Origin of the sequence: Thermosipho sp. 1074 (assembly GCF_001999655.1) — a bacterium.
Classification (GTDB): domain Bacteria; phylum Thermotogota; class Thermotogae; order Thermotogales; family Fervidobacteriaceae; genus Thermosipho; species Thermosipho affectus.
Genome location: NZ_LBEX01000018.1, coordinates 459,051 through 478,226, shown reverse-complemented (window position 1 = coordinate 478,226; position 19,176 = coordinate 459,051). Strand labels below are relative to the sequence as shown.

Sequence of the window (19,176 nt, the reverse complement as noted above, 5' to 3'; positions counted from 1 at the left end):
TTCTTCAAAATAACTAAAGAAACTTTTTAAAAGACTATTGTTTTGAGATATTTTCTTTTTTGACATGCTTTAAATTGTTCTCGATTTTTTAATTTGTATACTTCTTTGTTCTATTACAATCATTATGCGACAATATCCGTAATTACCATTGTTTTTGATATTTATTTAATTTTTTCTATAAATTACTTATCTTTGTCTTGAAATACTTAATCTTTTATATAGTGTTTTTAACATTTCTATTTCTTTTTTTAATGTTTCCTTCTTTGATTAATCCCCAAAAGAAAGACAATGGTTCTTTTTGAAAGTATCTATTTAAAGTAAAGGTTAATGACTTCTTTTCTTAATTTAGGAAAACATAAAACTTTTACTCTTCCCTTAGATGATACTTCTTTATTGTTTCATTTTTCGGATTCAGTGCAAATACTTCCAAGTTTTTTATTTAATATCCAAATTTTTTAAACATTTTAAGCTAAATAATAATGTAACCGATACAAATATAAACACAAAAGTAAATCCAACATACTTTATTACTACCCCGATTAACAGTGGAAGTATTGCTGTTACAATATTTAAAGCACCAGAAATACCAACATACAATGCCCTGTTTTCTTCACTACTTATTTCAATTAAAACTCCTTCAAAAGACATCTGCCTTGCACTTAAAGTAATTCCTGAAAAAACAAATACTAATGAAAACAGTAATGGAGATATCTTACTAGAAATTAATGACAGTATTGGTAAAAAACTTCCAAAAACTACACAATATTTTAAAACCCTCTTGTATCCTTCATTATGCAAAATTTTCTTCCAAAAAAAGCTCGCCAAAACTACACCAAACATTTGCGAAAAAAGATAATTTCCAATTATTTGATTATTCAAAGAAAACGAATGTTTTGCAAGAGACATATAAAATGGGATTATAATCAAACCAAACCCCGTAAGGTTACTAAAAATAATATAATTTAGCAAGTTCTTGTCTTTAGTTAGTATTGTAGGTATACTTTTTAACACAGATAAAAACGATGGAATTTTTTTCACATAATTTACTTTTTTCTCATTAATTACTAAAAAACCAATTGACGCCATAAACAAAGAAAATGATGCAATGAAAAACATTACAGAATAATTAAAAGGATATTTATATTTATTTATAACCACCCTTGCAGTTAAAGCTCCAAACAATGCAAAAATACTTCTAAGAATTTGTCTAGTACCCATAAACTTTTTAAGATTTTTTCTTAAAATTGATTTTCCTAATAAATCAGTATAACTAATTCCTGCAAAAATTCCACTAAATGAAAAAATAGTTAAACCAATTATTGTAAAAATTATTATAGACTTTGGGGGAAGATTTGTAAATAATATAAACGAAATCATTGCTAAAGAAAATATTCGAAGATAAATTCCCAAGAGTAAATATGGCTTTTTTCGAGGTTTTGTAACCAAAATACTTGCAAATAATAATTGAGCTAAAAGAGGAATTCCAATACTTATAGCGGTGATTAATCCAATAATTACTTCAGAACCACCTGCTTTTAAGATTAGCGAAGGAATTACTGTATTAATTTCAATAAATGAACTGGCAAAAGCCAAAAAAATAGCATGCCATATAAATGCCGTGAAATTTCTATTTTCATTGGTCATGAATATCCTCCTTTTATTTAGATTTTACTAATTTTACTTTAACAATGATTATATCATAAAAATATAAAAATATATTTTTGATTAACTATATAAGATACTCAAAATATATGCAATATAATAGTTATTATATTGCGTTAATCATTAATCGAGAAAAAGCCACGAATATATCTTTGCCACCTCAATAAAATCCTTTATAACCACTTTATCTAATTTAAGGGTTTTATATTTTTTATTATATTATATATTTCAACATTATAACCATCTTATTTTTGAATACAACAGGTAATTTGTTGTGCGAATTGTTTGAGAGGCTAGAAAACACATAGTTAATTCAGATAGGATAAACCGGGATATAACTATTCATATTACGAAATATGGTATATTTAAGGAGTTCATAAGTTAATTCAATCGAGAAATTAATTTTAATATTTTGGATATAATCAAATATTTCTTTTCTATCTTTTTTTGAATATTCTTTTGGTAAATAATAGCCTAACGTAACATGTGGAATATATAAACTATTTTGCGGTATTAATTTATCAAATTTTCTTCTTAATTCAAAAATTTTTATAAAATCTTCTTTTGAGTTTGGTACAAACATTACTCCTATTGCAGATCCTCCGTTATATAAACCTATTGAATCCAATTTTATTAGAGAAAAATCTTTGATCTCCTGAAAAATTCCTTTAATCATAGATTTATTGTTTTTAATACACCTTTCGACATTATTTGTAATATTCAAATTGCACAAGTCATGCAAAGTTATATGAAAAAATTCTTTATTCAAAGCATTTGCTAGAATTTTTCCCAAGTTTTCATAAAGTTTTTTTTGGATTTCTTCAATAAACCTTTTCTCATTTTCTTTTAAAAAGAAAATTATTGTATCACCTTTAAAATCTGCATAATTTCCATCCTTGTTGACTTTTTTGTACAATTCATCTTTTGGATTCCAACTCTTTAATAAATTAAAATTCGTTATTTGTCTATAATTTATTAACTCTTTTTTATAATCATTATAATCCATTTTAAAGCCTCCCAATAAGATTATTTTATTTCATTGCTAATAATTTTCATTAGATTAATCTATTTAATGCTAACTGTATTTAATTTTTCTGATACGTTTGTGTTATTATCTATATGTCATTCTTTGAAAGCGCTTACAATTATTATACAATATTTTTCATCATTTACAAATCTAAATGGGAGGTGAAAAACATGAGAAAGATATTTGTTTTGTTGTTAACAACTTTGATAATTTTTGCATTTTCTGAAACAACGCTTGTTGTTAGTTCAAGATTATGGACTCCACCAACAGAAAAAGAATTCATTATCAATGAAATTATCAAACCATTCGAGCAAATGTATGGAGTAAAAGTTATTTTCCAAACAATGGATGATGAAACGATGTTAAAACAAGTAAAAATTCAGAAGGAAACGGGAAAAGTTACAACAGATGTTGTTATAGCTTATGCAACAAAAATGCCTGAATGGGTTAAAAATGATTTAGTAGTTGATTTAACGCCATATGTTTCAAAATGGAATGATAGACATTTTTCAAAAGGGTTCGATTCAATGACAGTATTCGATGGAAAAAGATATTTTCTACCAATTGGTGCGGATGTTTATCTTACATTAATTAACAAAAAGGCATTAAAATACAAACCAGATTATGTTGATCTTCAAAATATTACTTGGGAACAACTAGCAGAATGGGCTAATTTGGTTGCAGAAGGCGAAGGAGAAGGAAAATTTGCCGTTACAGGTGTTCCAATGAAATCACTTATTTATCAAATTGGTGCGATCGCCCTCTCCTATGGTGCACATTGGCCCAATCTAGATAATCCTGGATCCGTTGCCGCATGGTACTTAATATACAAAATGAAAAATGCTTTTTCACCAGCAGTAAAAACTTATGATGATACAAGACCACCAATGAAAAGAGAAGAAACTTGGATGACAGTAGCTCATTGTGCAAGAGTAGGAGAAGTATACAAAAATAATCCTACTCAATTTATAATTGCTCCTGCCCCAAAAGGGCCGGCAGGCATTGGTTCAGTTGCTGGAACAAGTGGACTTGCTATCGTAAAAGGAACAAAGAATTTTGATCTTGCATTAAAATTTCTTGAATATATGACAAGACCAGATATTATGGTTAAATCTCACAAAGGAACAGGTGGATTTATACCACCAGTTGATGAAGCTGTAAAATATCTTGGAGATGAGGATCAAGATTTAGTAATAAAGAATGCTATAAAAGTTATGAACCAAGGAGTACTATCATATATTGCTCCAATTTGGAAAGATTGGGGACAAGTAAAATTGGTCTATGATGAATTATTCAAAAAAATGATATTAGAAGAGAAAAAATTAGACATTGACATGCTTGAATTATATCAAATAAAAATAGATGCACAAAGAAAATGAAATAACTAATCTCTTGGGGGCTTTTGCCCCCTGGTTTTAATTGTGAGGTGATTTAACTTGCAAAAAACAATTACAAAAAAATGGATCCCTTATATTTTAATTGCTCCTACTTTGATTTACTATATTGTATTTTGGCTTAGGCCTGTTATTTCATCTGTATATTATAGTTTTTTCGATGAAAGTAACATATTTACTTTAAATAATTACATAACAATATTTAAAGATCCTTACTTTAAGCAGGCATTAATTAATACATCTATTTTTGTTCTTATTTCTGTAACTATTGAATTTTTAATTTCGTTGGGATTAGCTTTGATAATTAATAAAAAATTTAAAGGTGCACAAATTCTTCTATCAATTGCTTTAATTCCAATGGCCCTACCTGCAGTTGCAGTTGGTGCGATGTGGTCAAGTGGATTCGCAACTTATGGTTGGGTTAACAGTTTATTGTACCATTTAGGTATCATTTCAGAAAGTGGGAAATTTGCTTTCTTAGCAGGAAATGATTTTCAATCATTAATGTTAATAATATTAATAGACGCGTGGCAAGTTATACCGTTTATGATGGTTATACTTCTTGCAGGGGTGCAGGGATTACCCAAAGATTCAATAGAAGCTGGTTACATTTTTGGAGGTACCAAATTTACAGTTTTAAGAAAAATAACTCTTCCAATGTTGAAGTCAAGTATTCAAACTGCGTTAATTTTGAGAATAATCTCAGCAATTCAAGTATGGTTAATAATAGTAATGATATATGGATATAGGAGAATACCAGTTTTACTTGAAGAAGTTGTCTTTTACGAAGAACAATTAATAGGATTTTACAGAGTAGCTCTTGCTTATTCTGTAATTGTAGCAGCAATCGTTTCAGTGGTTTCAATCATATACCTGAAAATTTCCGGTGCCTTTAAAAAGGAGGAACTCTAACATGAAATTAAATAAAATTGCAAAACAAACTTTATTTTACATAATCATCGCTGGAATTATACTCGTAATTTTAACTCCTATATATTTTTTAGTATCTATATCGCTAATGTCCGATCAAGAAGCATATGATTGGCCAACACAGATGATTCCATCTTTTGTCAACAAATTTAAATTAGAAATTGTTAATGGAAAATATTTAATTTCTGTTTTTAGCAAATCTAAAAAAGAGTTTTCAACGGTTATTGAAACAAGTAGTTTTGAAGAATTACAAAAATTTGTAAGAAATAAGACAAATTCAAATATAAAAAGAGAAGTATTTGAGAAAAATGTTGAAACGTTAAAAAAACTAATGAAAATTAATGGTATTAAAATAAAAGATCTCAGAAACAGGATAAATGATCTAAAAACAAAATTAAATAAATTAACAGTAAACCTAGTTAAGTATAAATCTCAATTAAAGAAAGCAAAAGAGTTCAATATGTCTTCGTTAATAGAAGAATTAAATCAAAGCATAAATAGTATTGAAATAAAAAAACGAGAATATGAGTTGGAAATCAGTAAACTAAAAACAGAACTAGAAAAAATTGGTTCTATAAAATTTACGGTTTCTAAAAATCTGTTTGATAATTATATAAATTTCTTTAAAGTAACTAGCAATGCGCTCCCAGCATTATTTAGAAGTATTCAAGTATCATTACTTACAGTTTTAATTTCTTTAACTATTGGTGGTATGGCAGGATATGCTTTTGCAAGATATAGCTTTAAGGGAAAAAACTTATTAAAACTAAGTGTTCTATTTGTAAGAATGTTTCCTGGTATTTCGATTGCAATGCCAATGGTTATTATATTAATAAATATGGGATTTTATGATAAACCTCTAGGACTATCTCTTGTATATTCTGTAGGTCAAATAGGAATGACTATATGGATTACCGCAAGTATATTTATGGGGATTTCTACTGAACTTGAAGAGGCAGCAATGATCTTTGGTACAACTAGATTTGGAGCTTTCTTTAAAGTAACATTACCTCTAGCACTTCCAGGACTTGCAGCAAGTGCTATGTATGCATTTATTGGTAGCTGGTCAGAAACTGCACAAGCCATTGTATTAACCCAGTTTAATCCTACATTTCCAGTGGTTGTTTATCAAACATTAGTTGGTGCAAAAGGTCTGATTAATTTAACAGCAGCAGGTGGTGTTTCCCTTGCCCTTCCGGCTGTTGTTTTTACACTTATAATTAGAAAATATATCTTACAAATGTGGGGAGGAGTAAAGGTTTAAACACAATAAAAAAGGAGAGGTGAAATATGGCAACTTTAGAATTAATAAATTTATCAAAAAGATATGGAAAAAAAGTCTGGGGGGCAAAAAATGTAAATTTAAAGGTTAATAATGGAGAATTTGTAGTTTTTCTTGGCCCATCCGGTTGTGGTAAAACAACAACTTTAAGGATGATTGCTGGTCTTGAAGAAGTTACTGAAGGAAAAGTTATAATTGATGGAAAAGATGTAACATATCTCGAACCAAGAAAAAGAGAAGTTAGCATGGTTTTTCAAAGCTATGCAGTATGGCCACATATGACAGTATATGACAATATTGCATTTCCTTTAAAACTTAGAAAAATGCCTTCCAAATTTATCGATAAAACAGTTGAAGAAGTTTCAAAAATGGTTAAAATTGAAGAACTTTTAAAAAGGTATCCTTCCCAACTTTCAGGTGGACAAAGGCAGCGTGTAGCATTAGCAAGAGCTTTGGCTGTTAAACCTAAAATTTTTTTGATGGATGAACCATTGTCAAACCTTGATGCCAAATTAAGAGTTAAAATGAGAACCGAATTGAAAGCTATACATCATAAAACAGGTGCTACAACAATTTTTGTTACACATGACCAATCTGAGGCCATGTCTATGGCAGATAGAATCGTAATTATGAAAGATGGAAGAATTGTACAAGTAGGTACACCTGATGAAGTATATTTCAACTGTGCAAATACTTTTGTTGCGGGATTTATTGGTACTCCACCAACAAACTTCTTTAAAATGAATGTTATTAGAAGCAATGATGAGATTCATTTAAAAAATGAATATATTGATATAAAAATCTCCGAAAAAGTCAAAAAATCTCTTGAAAAATATAACAAAGATGAGATAATTGTTGGCATAAGGCCTGAAAACCTTCTGATTACAAATAATAATGATGAAGCTATTTTTAAAGAAAAAATTCTTGTAGTTGAACCTCAAGGATCACATCAAATAATTGCTGTTGAACTTGGCGAACAAATCGTTAAAATAGTTGCTCCTGCATTTCCAAAATATTCTGCAGATGAAATTATAAACGTTTCACTTGATCATGAAAGATTAATGCTTTTTGATATTGATACTGAAGAAAGATTGGAGGATATTTAATGAAAATTGCACTAGTTCATTACAGAGCTGGTTTGATGGATGGTGTATCTTTAGAAATGGAAAAATGGAAAAAAGTTTTACTCAGAATGGGACATGATGTAGATATTGTAGCCGGTAATAACAAAAGTGGGGTAGACATATTAATTCCCTCTATAGGTTTTGAAAATCCAACATATAAAATGATTAATAAAAACTGCTTTGAAAAGTTAGAAGATTTTTCTATAGAAGAAGTAATCAATTTAATTTTCGAGGAATCCGAAAAGATATATAATGATCTTGAAAATAAACTTTCAATGCATGAAATTATAATCCTAAATAATATTTGGTCAATTGGTGCTTTTTTACCTGCAGCAATAGCTTTTCAGAAATTTTCAAAAATTCACAAGGAAAAGACATTTATAGGTCACCATCATGATTTTTGGTGGGAAAGAGAATATTTTTTAAATTATCAAGACAAAAAGATTAAAGATCTATTAGAAAAATTTTGTCCACCAATTGGTACTAATATTAAACACGTCGTGATTAATTCATTGGCAAAAGAAGTTTTATATTTAAAGAAAGGAATTAATTCAACAATAGTCCCAAATGTTATGGATTTTGAAGAACCACCAACAAAAGATGAAAAATTAAATATTTTAATAAGGGAAAAATATAATATATCTCAAAATTCCATTGTATTATTGCAAGCAACAAGGATTACTGAAAGAAAAGCAATAGAACTTTCAATTGATTTAGTACATTATATGTCAAAAATTTCAAAAAATTATTATGGAAAAAAATTATACAATGGAAAGATTTTTGACGGAAATATTATTTTAGCATTTTCAGGAATGTGTGAAAGTGAAAATTATAAATATAAATTATTAGATAAAGCTTTTAAATTCGGCATTAGGATTGTTAATTTATACCCTAATGTTGAAAATAATGTATTTTCATTTTGGGAACTATACAACATAGCAGATGCAATAACTTACCCATCAATTTTAGAAGGATGGGGAAATCAACTTTTAGAAGCAATTATCATAAAAAAACCAATAGTACTATTTGAATATGAAGTTTTTGAAAAAGATATTAAAAATTCGGGAATTAAGTACATAAGTTTAGGAAATATATATACTCAAAAAGAAGGTCTTGTTCAAATAAAAGAAGCTATCATTCAAAAAGCTGCAGAAAGTTTATTTGAAATTATATTTAATAAGGAAAAATATGAAAAAATTGTAAACGAAAATTTTAACATAGCTAAAAAATTCTATAGTCTTGAAACTTTAAAACAGATACTAGAAAAAATTATATGAAAATCATTCAAAACAAAAAATAACAAAGTCTAGGTATATCCTGGGCTTTGTTATTTTGTTTAACTTTTTATTTAAAAGTGGTATAATTTTTATGAACTCTATTATTTTTATCTAAAATTGCAAGGAGGTTAAATATGACAATCTATGTAGATGGTTCATATTCAAATACATATCAAGTTGCAAGTTGTGCATTTTGTGTAGTAAAAGATGGAGAAATTATTGATGTAAGAAAAACAGCAAAGAGAATAAAAAAGGGAAATTCTGTTATTAGCGAACTATTAGGTGTAGTAATGGCTTTGAAGTATTGCAAAATGAAAGGGATTTCACAAGTTACAATTGTACACGATTATAACGAAATCCCAATGTTTGCTTCCTCGTATAGGAGAACGAAAAATCACATAGTAAATAATTATATTAAAGAGTTAATAAAATTGAAAAATCAAATAGATGTATCTTTCAAAAAAGTAAAAGCACATACCAATGATAAATTCAATAACTTAGTTGACGAGTTGTCAAGAGAGAACTTAAGAAATTATATAGAAAAAGAACTACCCAAAATTCTAAAAGGTCAATTGAAAAAAAATTAAGATAGTTACTTTCAAAATAAATCCGACTTCTAGAATCATTAGAGTTTTGAATATTTCCTGATTTTTGGAAGTTCAAAAAAATAATAAGATATTATATGCAGTTGCACGAAAAAAAGAATTCAATTTTGCAGTTTTTATAAGTGCAAAATTGAATTTTTGTTAAATAAGAAACAACTCTACAAATTCTAATTATACTTAATTTGTCTATTCAATCCGTATCTTGACGAATAAGAATTTCAAAATTTGTGTTTTTCTTATTCAAAGGTATCTACTATGCATCCATAGCCATGCTTATAATGTACAACACTACATTTACCACAATTTCATATCATAATTTTTTTAAGTAAGATGTATTTAAAGTATTTTGCCAATATGCAATATAATCATTCATCTGTATCTTTGGAAGTGATCTTATTTTTGAAAATAAACAGTAATTAGTAAAACGAATTATTTTAAACAAAAACACTTTTAATATCAACTTACAAAAAACTTACGTCTTATTCTTTATTTGTTAAACTACTAATTTTTTAATGGTATTATATCTGCTTCTTAGATAGAACAATTTTACAATCTAAAAGAAATATTAGAGAAACTTGTATCGTATACTTAAACCCGGAAGAAAAACAAGGTTCTTTTACGAAACTTTAAATAGGTATAGGAATTATACACAACTTAACAATATCAATACCAAAGGTAGAACTAATGAAATTGTTAAATGTTATAAAATCCTCAAAATGGCCATACAATTGATAGTTTCTATAGAATTTGGTCCTTTAATTAGTGCAATAAAAAATTGGTGTGCACATCCGCACACCAATTTTTATAAGTTAAGGTATATTTATAATTTCAAAATTTCAACAATTACTTTTTCACTCTGTTAACCACCTATACATCAATCTAGCATATATTCTTACAAATTTTTTGAAAGAATCAAGAGACCAATTCTCATTTGGTTGATGCATTTTAGTATTTTCCCCGGGAAAAGTTGCTCCAAATGCCACACCATATGGTACCGCTCGTGCATATGTTCCTCTTCCAATTGCTACTGGTGCACTTTCATCTTTTGTAACATCTCTATATACTTTCAATAGTAATTTGACAAGTTCGCTATCTCTTGAAACGTATAAAGGAGTACTATGACTTCTTCTTTCAATTTCAAACCCCTTCATTGCTTCATTTATCTGTCTTGTAATCATATCTACATTAAAAAATATTGGATATCTAATGTTTATAAATGCCCTTAATAAATTATCTTGAAGTTTTAAAATTCCAAGATTGCATGTTAATTTTCCACTTACTTTATCTTCACCATAGATATCCAATCCTCTTCCATTTATATCTTTACCAAGTTTTTCATATAAGGTTTCAATGATCTGATTAACAGGGCCAAAGTCAATTCTCGTAAGTAACTCTAACATACATGCTGCTGCATTTATCCCAAGCTCTGGCGTAGAACCATGGGCTGATTTTCCAATAAATTTGATTTCGATTTTGTTCTCGTTTATTTTGTATTCAAATCCACATTTACTTTTATGATTTTGCAATACATATTCTATTTCCCCTACCCTTTCAGTTTCAATTACAGCTTTACAAATTTCTGGAACTACATTAACGGCGGTTCCTGCTTCAAGTTTTAATAGTCTTGTATGATAATCTGTATTTAAAGAAATTGAAAGTTCATATGTTGCATTTCCTTTTTCTGCAAATATAAGTGGAAAGGCACCATCTGGAGTAACTGCAGCATATGGATATGGTTCTTTTTGAAAATAATATTTTAAACATTTTGAACCATTTTCTTCATTAGTCCCAAAAATTATTCTTATTGTGTTTTTAGGATTTTCAACAATCTCAGATGCAATCTTCAAAGCATATAGAGCACCTATACTTGGTCCCTTATCATCTGAAACTCCTCTTCCAAACATTTTCCCTTCTTTTATTGTCAATTCATATGGATCAGATTCCCATTTATCTAAATCTCCTTCCGGTACAACATCCAAATGACCTAACACTCCATATAATTTTCCTTTATTCCCAAACGTTGCATGTCCAGCATAGTTATCAACATTTAAAGTTTCAAAACCAAGTTCTTTACAAATTTCAAGTGTTTCAGAAAGCGCTCTAGCTGGACCTTCCCCAAATGGCATGTTATCTTTTTTTGTTTCCATAACTGATTTTATCCTTATTATTCTTCTTAGTGAATCGAGCATTTCATCAAAATACTTGTCAACAAGTTTATCAATTTTCCTTTCAATTTCAGTATTCATTTTAAACGCCTCCTTAATAAACAATAATTTAAACAACCAAAATATCTCATCAAATAATATCTTTCAAAATCTTTATGAATAACAAAAATAAAACAATAATAATAACTGGTCTGATAATACGCTCTCCCTTTTTAATTGCCAACCCTGAGCCCAACCAATTACCCAAAATTCCAAAAAATGCCGCTGGTAAACCTATAGAGTAAACAACTTTGTGTTCTAAAATAAATGTAATTAATGCACTAATATTAGATGCAAGATTGACAATTTTAGAAGTTCCAGAAGCTTTAACTGGTTCAAAAAACAAAAAATTAATATATAAGATAACGAGAAAAGTACCAGTTCCAGGTCCAAAGAATCCATCATACATACCAACTAAAAAACCTATCAAACTTGAGATTAATATTTTTTTGATTCTTGAAAGATTCACTCCTTGTCTAAGTTTTTTAGCTTTATCATTAGTTCGAAAAAGTAACAAAAAAGCAGCCATTACTACCAAAACGGAAATAACAATCTTTAATTTATTTTCTGAAACTAACAAAGCCAAATTGGCACCAATAAAAGAACCAGCAAAAGAAAAGATAACAGAAAAGAGTGCAACTTCGAAAACTATAAATTTACCTTTTGCATACCTCAATGTACTTAAAGTTGTTCCAATACTCGAAGATAACTTATTCGTCGCAAGAGCATTGTGACTAGGTAACCCCAAAAATAAATAAGCTGGAAGTGATATTAATCCGCCACCTCCAGAAATTGAATCAACAAAACCTGCCAAAAAAATCAATGAAAACAATGTTATTAACTCATTAATCGTAAATTCCAAATAAATCATCCCCTTTTTCGAAATTTTTTCAAAAAAACAAAATCATAACATACTGACTTTATCTATCTTAAAAGATTATACCACTAATATCAAATGTTCATATAATAATCCGAAAAATTGATATAATGTATGTAAGAATAAACAAAGAGGTGATTATATGCCAAAATTTCAATCTGGAGAATGGGTTTTAATTACAGGTGGTTCTTCTGGGATAGGTGAAGAATTTGCTTACCAACTTGCAAAAAAAGGTGTAAATTTAATCTTAATTGGAAGAAATTCTGAAAGATTAAAAAAAGTTTCAGAAAAAACAAGAAAAATAAACAAGAAAATTGATTTACTTACTTTTTCATTTGATCTTAGCAGAGGTTTACATAAACTTATTGAAAAATTAGAAAAATTCAACGTAACACACTTGATTAATAATGCTGGATTTGGTTGGTATGGTAATTTTACAAATGCAAATCAAGAAATATACGAAAAAATGATACTAGTTAATATCTCAGCACTTACTTATCTTTCCTATTATTACGCTAAAAAATTCTCAAAAAGAAAAAATGGTGGAATAATTAATGTTGCATCTGTAGCTGCTTTCTTTCCAATACCACATTTCACAGTATATGGGGCTACAAAAGCATACGTATACAATTTTAGTTTATCACTTTGGGCTGAAATGAGAAAAAATAATGTACATGTAATGTGTCTTGCTCCAGGAAAAACAAAAACAAGATTTTTTGAAAGAGCCAACATGAAAAATCAAAAAAAATTAATGAGCACTAAATTCGTTGTTGAAGGTGCAATTGATGCATATGAAAAAAACAAACCCCTTTATATACCAGGAACTTCTAATAAATTTTTATATTCATTTGTAAGAAGAATAATATCTGATAAATTTTTGGCAAAGATATTAGAAAAACATTTTTGATTAACTTTTTGTAATTTCTAAATATCTGTCAATGAATGATGTTATATCAGAAATACTAAAATTTCTGGCAAATCTGGTTAGTTCTCGTTCATCATCTGTTATTAATACAGTAGGAACGGTTAAAACGAGATGTTGACCAGCAAATTCAGGATTTTTAATTACATCAATTACTTCAAAGTCAACTTTATATTCTTTTGCAATTTTTTCTATTTTAGGCAATACTGCACTACAGACAGAACATTTATCATTTTTAAAATAATATATTTTCATATCATACCTCCTTGGTCGATTTTTTAACTATCATTATTTTATCAGTTCTTGTTAATTATTCAATTAACTTTCAGTAAAAATTTGTCGTAGTGGAACATAAAGTGTTGGTATACACTTTCGAAAATATTCGTAACTTTAAGTGTAATCAAAAATAAAAAAATTTGATTGTTTAATTGTTTTTTATTTTTTTGTATGATATACAATAGCGTTGAACAAACAAAAAAGGATAATATAGCTATTGGATTAGGATAGAAAAGGTTAGAATTTCAAAAACTAATTTCTTGTGGTAGCTGTGTACTTTCTTGATCAATTTTTATGTGTTTTTTTGCAAATTTTTTAGTCACACATAACTTTTCATATGGATTGTATATTTTATATTTAAATGTGTATTTTGTTTTAATCATATTAATTTTTAGGGTATGATATATTCATTGTTGAACAAATACAAAGAAGGATTTTTGTATTTCTTACACGCAATATAATGTACCTTATATTGCGTATTAAAAATCAGTGATAAATCATAAATTTAAACAGCGGATATAAAATAAACTGGATAGGTTGGAAAGATTAGAAGGATTGTCATCTTTAAGATTTTATTTAATCTGAAAGAAATTTCAGCCTATAGTATCCTAAAAAATTTGGATTAAGTTTTATAGGTCTCCATGCTACATCTGTTAGCATGAGATTTTCATAAGATACATATCTTAGCTGACCATCAGGACCTGTATGGTATACATAACCTTTGCCTGTATATATCATTACATGAAAAGGATATTCTGGATCTTGAGGATGAAGAAAAAACACTAAATCACCATGTTTTGTGTGGAATCTATCATATGAAATAAAATCTGTATTATATGTTATAAGATTATACGCATTAACGTATGAAACTAATTTATCACCATTTGAAAAAATATTTATACCATATGGTGTGTTGGGATAGTTATATTTTTTTACATCTTCAAATATTGGACCTCCATAACCCGTCTTACTAAACCATGACTTATCATGTTTTTTTAAGGCTTCTTTTAAACAATAAAAAATAAAGCCAGAGCAGTCTTTTGTTTTAAATGTTGGATGCTCCTTTACTATGTTATCAAGTGCAATGGCTACAAACCATGCCCTAAAATTAATTGAATCTTGTGCATTCAACATCAGATTTTTTGGATAATTAATGCCAGTGATTGAGGATAAAACTGGGTAAGTCACCATTAAAATCTGAAAGAAAATAATCAACTTCTTTTTTGTCATATTCTCCCATCCACCAGTAAATTAGTCCTTCTTGATATTTTTCATTCAAACCATATAAAATCCAGTGTAGTAATTCATGTAGTAAAACTCTATCATAAACACCTTTTTTCTTTAAAATATTTATTGGTTGTAGAATTATGATAAAATCTTTATAAACGCCTCCTACATGATAGGGTTTATTTGTTAATTGGTAAAATTCTTCCAAATTGTTTGTTTGATATACAATCACGGGGGTTGAAGGAATAGTTAAACTTGCATTGTTGAGAAATTTTAATAAATTATTCCAAACGTAATTTGAAAGTTCAAAATTTTCAATATTCACAGGTATTATTTCACTTTTCAGTGTTAAAGGAAACAACAGAACTAATAGCAAAAGTATCTTCGTAATACATGTTATACACATATGTTGGCTTCTTATAGAACTTCCCGTCAAATCTTACCCTCCAATAGTATACTAATTTACCAGGTCTTAGCCTTCTAATAAAGAAAACTATTTTATCCTTTTTAATATCTATATAGCTATACCAAATTCTTTTTTTATCTTTGTACCAGTTATAAAAATATTTCGAATTATAATACGGAGTCTTTTCAACATAGTCTTTTATTACTTGTGCACAAGACGGGAGATATTCTTCAACGATCAAATATTCGCCATTTCCTTCAATATCAATTTCAGTTTTTAAAACATCATTTTTATGTATAGAAAAGTCTTTATTTTCTTTGAATGTTATTTCATATATACCTTTTTTATAATATTCCTCATTTCCTATGAATTTGAATGGTCCTTCAATGATAAGTGTATTGTTTTCAAAATATATTGGTGTTCCATCTTTTATTATCTCTACAATTTCATCTGGGATTTCGGAATGTTGAGTAGTAGTAGTAGTAGTTGAGTTTTTAATACTAACGGGAACAAATTTTGTGTTTAGCGGAAGAAAAGTATCGACGTATTCGTCTTCAAACAGAGTTTCATATCTTTTAAATAAATTTGTTTTCAAGTTTATACCATTATTTATATTCTGATCCGACAATATCTTTTTTGTTTTAACTTTAATAATGCCTTTTCCATTTACAATTTTAGAATCTTCAGTTTCTTTGATCTGTAATGTGCTTTTAAAATCACTAAGAACGTTACTTTCTAATATTGCTAATATAGAAACTGCTGTATCTTTCGTAGAATACCAAAACGGTCCTTTTTTTGAGTTTAAAAGGTAGTTAACCATCTTTTTTATCAAATCAGGATATTTATTATTTGTTACTAATGTTCTAATAGATTGAGCCGTTAGATAAATTGTAGAATAGAATTTTTCACCTTTTACGTATGCAAAATCCTTATCTTTTATAGCAATTTCTTTGATTTTTTCAGGATTTGTGAACACAAAATCTATGATACTTTCTGGTTCAAATTCTACATTTTCTCCATATAGTTTTAGAACAAATGCAGAATAACCATTTATTGATTGACTTTTAAGATATTTGATTGCTTCATCTATAACACTTTGTGGGATATAATATCCATTCTTTTTTGCATAATAAAATCCTTCTAATACGTAAGAGGTCATAAAAATATCACTTTTATCCCAAGACCGCCAACCCCATCCGCCATCTAAATGTTGAAATTTCAAAAGTCTATGTAAACCTTTCAAAATTATATTATCTAAATTGGAATATTCTATTAAACCCTTGGCAATTATAGCAGGATAGAATGAACTCATTGTCTGCTCCACACATCCATATGGAAAATGTATTAGTGCTTTAATAGAAGGCTCAATTAATTCCTTTAAATTTCTGATTATCTTTATATTATCTGTTTTTTTAAATGTTGTTTCTTTGTTAATAACATATATATAACTTAAGTTTTTTACAAAATCTATTGACTTTACAGGAATATCTAATTTAACGCCATCATATTCGTTGTTCATTTCAGCTTCTGCTATTAGTTCAATAAGTTCTGTTTTTGTGGCGTTTAAAGCAAATGGAATTTTCAAATCTTTTTCTATTAACAACTCTTTGTCGTTAAATATTATCTTCTCATTTGCTGTAAGGTTTATATTTACTATCCCACTTTTTCCCGTGTAATTTTTTATATATAAAATTCCATTTACCCTATCTCCAACAGTTAAAAATTCAGGCAAAAATACTTTGACTTCAAATGGTTTATTTGTAACAATATTGGTATATCCTTGTGCTACATAACTTTTAGAAATTTCATAAACGGTTATTCTCCATTTTGTAATATTATCTGGTAATTTGAATGAAAAAGTAGTATTTAAAAGATATGGATTCCAGTACGCAGTTTCTGAAAAATAGTCTCTAATGTTTCTCTCTTCGGATTCTTTAGTGGCAGTAAAAACATGACTAATTAAGTTCTTTTCTAATTTGGATATTGAATCAAAATATATGTATTTTGAAGAAAGATATGTTGTAAAAAGCGGAAAATCTAATTTTGGATACAAATAATCGGTTAATGAGAATTGTTTAGATAGAAGATATAGTCCTTCATCTGCTACAGCAACTATTTTTAAAGAATTTTCTCTTGAATCTTTAATTTCTACATTTATTAATTCACCAGGTTTGTATATGTTTTTATTTGTTTTTATGTTTAAAGTTTTTACTCTATCATATTTTATTTCTACTTTTGTATGATCTAAGTATTTTAAACCCCGAAATTCAAAAAAAAGATCATTTTCAAATAAATTTTCGGGTATTTTGAATTTGAAGTTTTTACTTTTGTCAACTAAAAATATTTTCCAAATTTTATTATCAGAACCAACAACAAGAATTCCAACGTCATCTTTTGGCTTAACCTCGATATTTACATATTCACCTAATTTAGCTGTATTCTTATCTAAGCTTATTATTCCTTGTTTGCTCATGTTATATCTTCTATATATTGTTTTTACCTCTTTCCCAAATAAAACATCTAAAGACCAGACATTTTCTGGAAGCGTAATAGTGGCTTTTCCATTGTATACTTCCACGTAAAGTTTTTTATTGTTAATTATGAGAATAGCTATACCATTTAAAGGGTTTCCTTTTAAATCGGTAATGAAAAGTTTTAAAGTATTATTTTCGATAGAACTTTTAATTTCAACGTTATCTGATTTGACATTAACATAAGTAACTTTTTCTGTTTGGTAACCACTATCATCGGTAATTAATGCTTGTATTTTATATGTTCCACTATTTTTTAACAATACATTGTATATTGCTTTTCCATTTTCATTGGTAGTTAAAGACATCTTATTTATTAATCTGGAATAGTTTTCAAAGCTATAAAATATTATCTGAGCATTTTTTACAGGATCACCATTTAAATATTTGACCTTAATTTCAACCGTCAAGGTATCACCGGCAACCAATTGTGTAGCAAATGGTATTAACTCAACGGTATATGTAGGTTTCTTATAATCTTGGATTATGAAGTTATACTCTGAAATAACATCTTCAGTTTTGAGGTTAGAAATTATAAATGTATAATTTCCAGTAATTATTTCCTCAGAGGTTCTATAGTCAAAGGAGAATCCTCCTAAATCGTCTGATGTGAAATTTTTCTTATAAATGATATTGTTAAATGGATCTTCTAAAGAAACTAATGCATCTTTTGGATATGGAATGTATTTGCTGCCTTCCTTTTTAAAAATGTTAACTCTGAAATGTATCAAATCTCCTGGTTTGTAAATAGGTTTGTCTGTTATTACCAATGCTTTATATAATGGGTAATACGTATTTTTGTTAGCATAATTACTAATAAGAACTACATTATTATCAACGAAAAAGAATTTTGATTTGTATCTTTCTATAGCATTATATTCAAAAATAGGTCCATTTAAAGTTTTCTTTTCAAAATTGCTATAGTAATATACCTTGTCTAAAAACTTTTTGTTTTTCAAATCAAATATAGAAAAGTACAATGTGTCTTTATCAGAAGCAACAAAAGCTTCCAAATTTGTTAAATAAAAAAGCTTTCTGTATAATTCTTTTGAAGACAAACCATTAACTACAACATGGTATACTCCGGGATCTCCAGGTAGTTCCAATGAATAAAGCTTTCGATAAGTTCCACTTTCTTCTAACCTGATTGTGTAGTCAAGTATTGTTGAAAAGGTATTAGAAAATGCAAAATCGTTTAGGATGTTGTTATCTATTTTGCTATAAAAGACAAAGACTTTTATATTTTCCTCATTATATGTTGAAAAATATACTTTTTTGTTAGGATAAGTTACTACATTGCTTGTCAAAAAATATACTCTTGAAAATGAAAGAATACCTAACAGTAACATTAATATTAGAATTGCTCTTTTCAAAGCTTCCCCCCCGATTTGGAAACATGTTTTAATTTTACTAAATTGTTTTTAATACAAAT

At 27.9% G+C, this 19,176-nt stretch carries 15 protein-coding genes; 7 read left to right on the top strand and 8 right to left on the bottom strand.

What is annotated here, in order from left to right; translation table 11 throughout:
• Positions 1-435 precede the first annotated feature (435 nt).
• Together XO08_RS09225 and XO08_RS09220 are read right to left on the bottom strand one after the other, a co-directional pair.
• Positions 436-1,644: an MFS transporter gene (locus XO08_RS09225; RefSeq protein WP_075666652.1), complete on the bottom strand. Its 1,209-nt coding sequence runs from the start codon at positions 1,642-1,644 to the stop codon at positions 436-438.
• 331 nt (positions 1,645-1,975) lie between these two features.
• Positions 1,976-2,668 (bottom strand): hypothetical protein, encoded by a 693-nt coding sequence (locus XO08_RS09220; protein WP_075666646.1) that lies wholly within the window; start codon positions 2,666-2,668, stop codon positions 1,976-1,978.
• A 191-nt stretch (positions 2,669-2,859) separates the two neighbouring features.
• Between XO08_RS09220 and XO08_RS09215 the strand changes: the two genes are divergently transcribed.
• The 6 genes from XO08_RS09215 to XO08_RS09190 all read left to right on the top strand — a co-directional run bounded on the left by XO08_RS09215 (position 2,860) and on the right by XO08_RS09190 (position 9,283).
• The gene (locus XO08_RS09215) at positions 2,860-4,068 is read left to right on the top strand and encodes an ABC transporter substrate-binding protein (RefSeq protein ID WP_077288048.1); all 1,209 of its coding nucleotides are present in this window, start codon (positions 2,860-2,862) and stop codon (positions 4,066-4,068) included.
• Positions 4,069-4,125: 57 nt separating this feature from the next.
• A complete protein-coding gene (locus XO08_RS09210) occupies positions 4,126-4,995 on the top strand; it encodes a carbohydrate ABC transporter permease (RefSeq protein ID WP_077288047.1) in 870 nt (289 codons plus the stop codon).
• Position 4,996: 1 nt separating this feature from the next.
• On the top strand, positions 4,997-6,277 hold the full coding sequence (locus XO08_RS09205) for a carbohydrate ABC transporter permease (protein ID WP_075666648.1): 1,281 nt from the start codon (positions 4,997-4,999) through the stop codon (positions 6,275-6,277).
• Between the two features lie 26 nt (positions 6,278-6,303).
• Positions 6,304-7,401, top strand: a complete 1,098-nt coding sequence (locus XO08_RS09200; RefSeq protein ID WP_075666649.1) for an ABC transporter ATP-binding protein — start codon at positions 6,304-6,306, stop codon at positions 7,399-7,401.
• Positions 7,401-8,696 carry a mannosylglucosylglycerate synthase gene (gene mggS, locus XO08_RS09195; RefSeq protein ID WP_075666650.1) on the top strand — a complete coding sequence of 432 codons (1,296 nt, stop codon included), beginning with the start codon at positions 7,401-7,403 and terminating at the stop codon, positions 8,694-8,696. Before XO08_RS09200 ends, mggS begins: the two co-directional genes overlap by 1 nt.
• Before the next feature lie 134 nt (positions 8,697-8,830).
• The gene (locus tag XO08_RS09190) at positions 8,831-9,283 is read left to right on the top strand and encodes an RNase H family protein (RefSeq protein WP_075666651.1); all 453 of its coding nucleotides are present in this window, start codon (positions 8,831-8,833) and stop codon (positions 9,281-9,283) included.
• Positions 9,284-10,152: 869 nt separating this feature from the next.
• Here XO08_RS09190 and pepV read toward each other — a convergent pair.
• Positions 10,153-11,547, bottom strand: a complete 1,395-nt coding sequence (gene pepV / locus XO08_RS09185; RefSeq protein WP_077288046.1) for a dipeptidase PepV — start codon at positions 11,545-11,547, stop codon at positions 10,153-10,155.
• Between the two features lie 49 nt (positions 11,548-11,596).
• The gene (locus tag XO08_RS09180; RefSeq protein WP_075666644.1) at positions 11,597-12,376 is read right to left on the bottom strand and encodes a TSUP family transporter; all 780 of its coding nucleotides are present in this window, start codon (positions 12,374-12,376) and stop codon (positions 11,597-11,599) included.
• 148 nt (positions 12,377-12,524) lie between these two features.
• Here XO08_RS09180 and XO08_RS09175 point away from each other — a divergent pair, with 148 nt between their 5' ends.
• Positions 12,525-13,289 carry an SDR family oxidoreductase gene (locus XO08_RS09175; protein WP_075666643.1) on the top strand — a complete coding sequence of 255 codons (765 nt, stop codon included), beginning with the start codon at positions 12,525-12,527 and terminating at the stop codon, positions 13,287-13,289.
• Here XO08_RS09175 and XO08_RS09170 read toward each other — a convergent pair whose 3' ends face one another.
• The 4 genes from XO08_RS09170 to XO08_RS09155 form a co-directional block, all read right to left on the bottom strand.
• Complete coding sequence (locus tag XO08_RS09170; protein WP_075666642.1) at positions 13,290-13,559, bottom strand: co-chaperone YbbN; 270 nt, start codon at positions 13,557-13,559, stop codon at positions 13,290-13,292.
• Positions 13,560-14,156: 597 nt separating this feature from the next.
• Positions 14,157-14,810 carry a DUF1175 family protein gene (locus XO08_RS09165; RefSeq protein ID WP_077288045.1) on the bottom strand — a complete coding sequence of 218 codons (654 nt, stop codon included), beginning with the start codon at positions 14,808-14,810 and terminating at the stop codon, positions 14,157-14,159.
• Entirely contained in the window at positions 14,731-15,183 is a 453-nt protein-coding gene (locus XO08_RS09160; protein ID WP_233120252.1) for a hypothetical protein, read from the bottom strand. The genes XO08_RS09165 and XO08_RS09160 overlap by 80 nt, the downstream gene beginning before the upstream one ends.
• Positions 15,143-19,117: an MG2 domain-containing protein gene (locus XO08_RS09155; RefSeq protein WP_077288044.1), complete on the bottom strand. Its 3,975-nt coding sequence runs from the start codon at positions 19,115-19,117 to the stop codon at positions 15,143-15,145. The genes XO08_RS09160 and XO08_RS09155 overlap by 41 nt, the downstream gene beginning before the upstream one ends.
• Positions 19,118-19,176 lie beyond the last annotated feature (59 nt).

What these genes read in the sequence shown, in the direction of transcription:
- XO08_RS09225 (WP_075666652.1), bottom strand. Translation starts at nt 1,644, where the DNA reads ATGACCAATGAAAATAGAAATTTCACGGCATTTATATGGCATGCTATT.
- XO08_RS09220 (WP_075666646.1), bottom strand. Translation starts at nt 2,668, where the DNA reads ATGGATTATAATGATTATAAAAAAGAGTTAATAAATTATAGACAAATA.
- XO08_RS09215 (WP_077288048.1), top strand. Translation starts at nt 2,860, where the DNA reads ATGAGAAAGATATTTGTTTTGTTGTTAACAACTTTGATAATTTTTGCA.
- XO08_RS09205 (WP_075666648.1), top strand. Translation starts at nt 4,997, where the DNA reads ATGAAATTAAATAAAATTGCAAAACAAACTTTATTTTACATAATCATC.
- XO08_RS09200 (WP_075666649.1), top strand. Translation starts at nt 6,304, where the DNA reads ATGGCAACTTTAGAATTAATAAATTTATCAAAAAGATATGGAAAAAAA.
- mggS (WP_075666650.1), top strand. Translation starts at nt 7,401, where the DNA reads ATGAAAATTGCACTAGTTCATTACAGAGCTGGTTTGATGGATGGTGTA.
- XO08_RS09190 (WP_075666651.1), top strand. Translation starts at nt 8,831, where the DNA reads ATGACAATCTATGTAGATGGTTCATATTCAAATACATATCAAGTTGCA.
- pepV (WP_077288046.1), bottom strand. Translation starts at nt 11,547, where the DNA reads ATGAATACTGAAATTGAAAGGAAAATTGATAAACTTGTTGACAAGTAT.
- XO08_RS09180 (WP_075666644.1), bottom strand. Translation starts at nt 12,376, where the DNA reads ATGATTTATTTGGAATTTACGATTAATGAGTTAATAACATTGTTTTCA.
- XO08_RS09175 (WP_075666643.1), top strand. Translation starts at nt 12,525, where the DNA reads ATGCCAAAATTTCAATCTGGAGAATGGGTTTTAATTACAGGTGGTTCT.
- XO08_RS09170 (WP_075666642.1), bottom strand. Translation starts at nt 13,559, where the DNA reads ATGAAAATATATTATTTTAAAAATGATAAATGTTCTGTCTGTAGTGCA.
- XO08_RS09165 (WP_077288045.1), bottom strand. Translation starts at nt 14,810, where the DNA reads ATGACAAAAAAGAAGTTGATTATTTTCTTTCAGATTTTAATGGTGACT.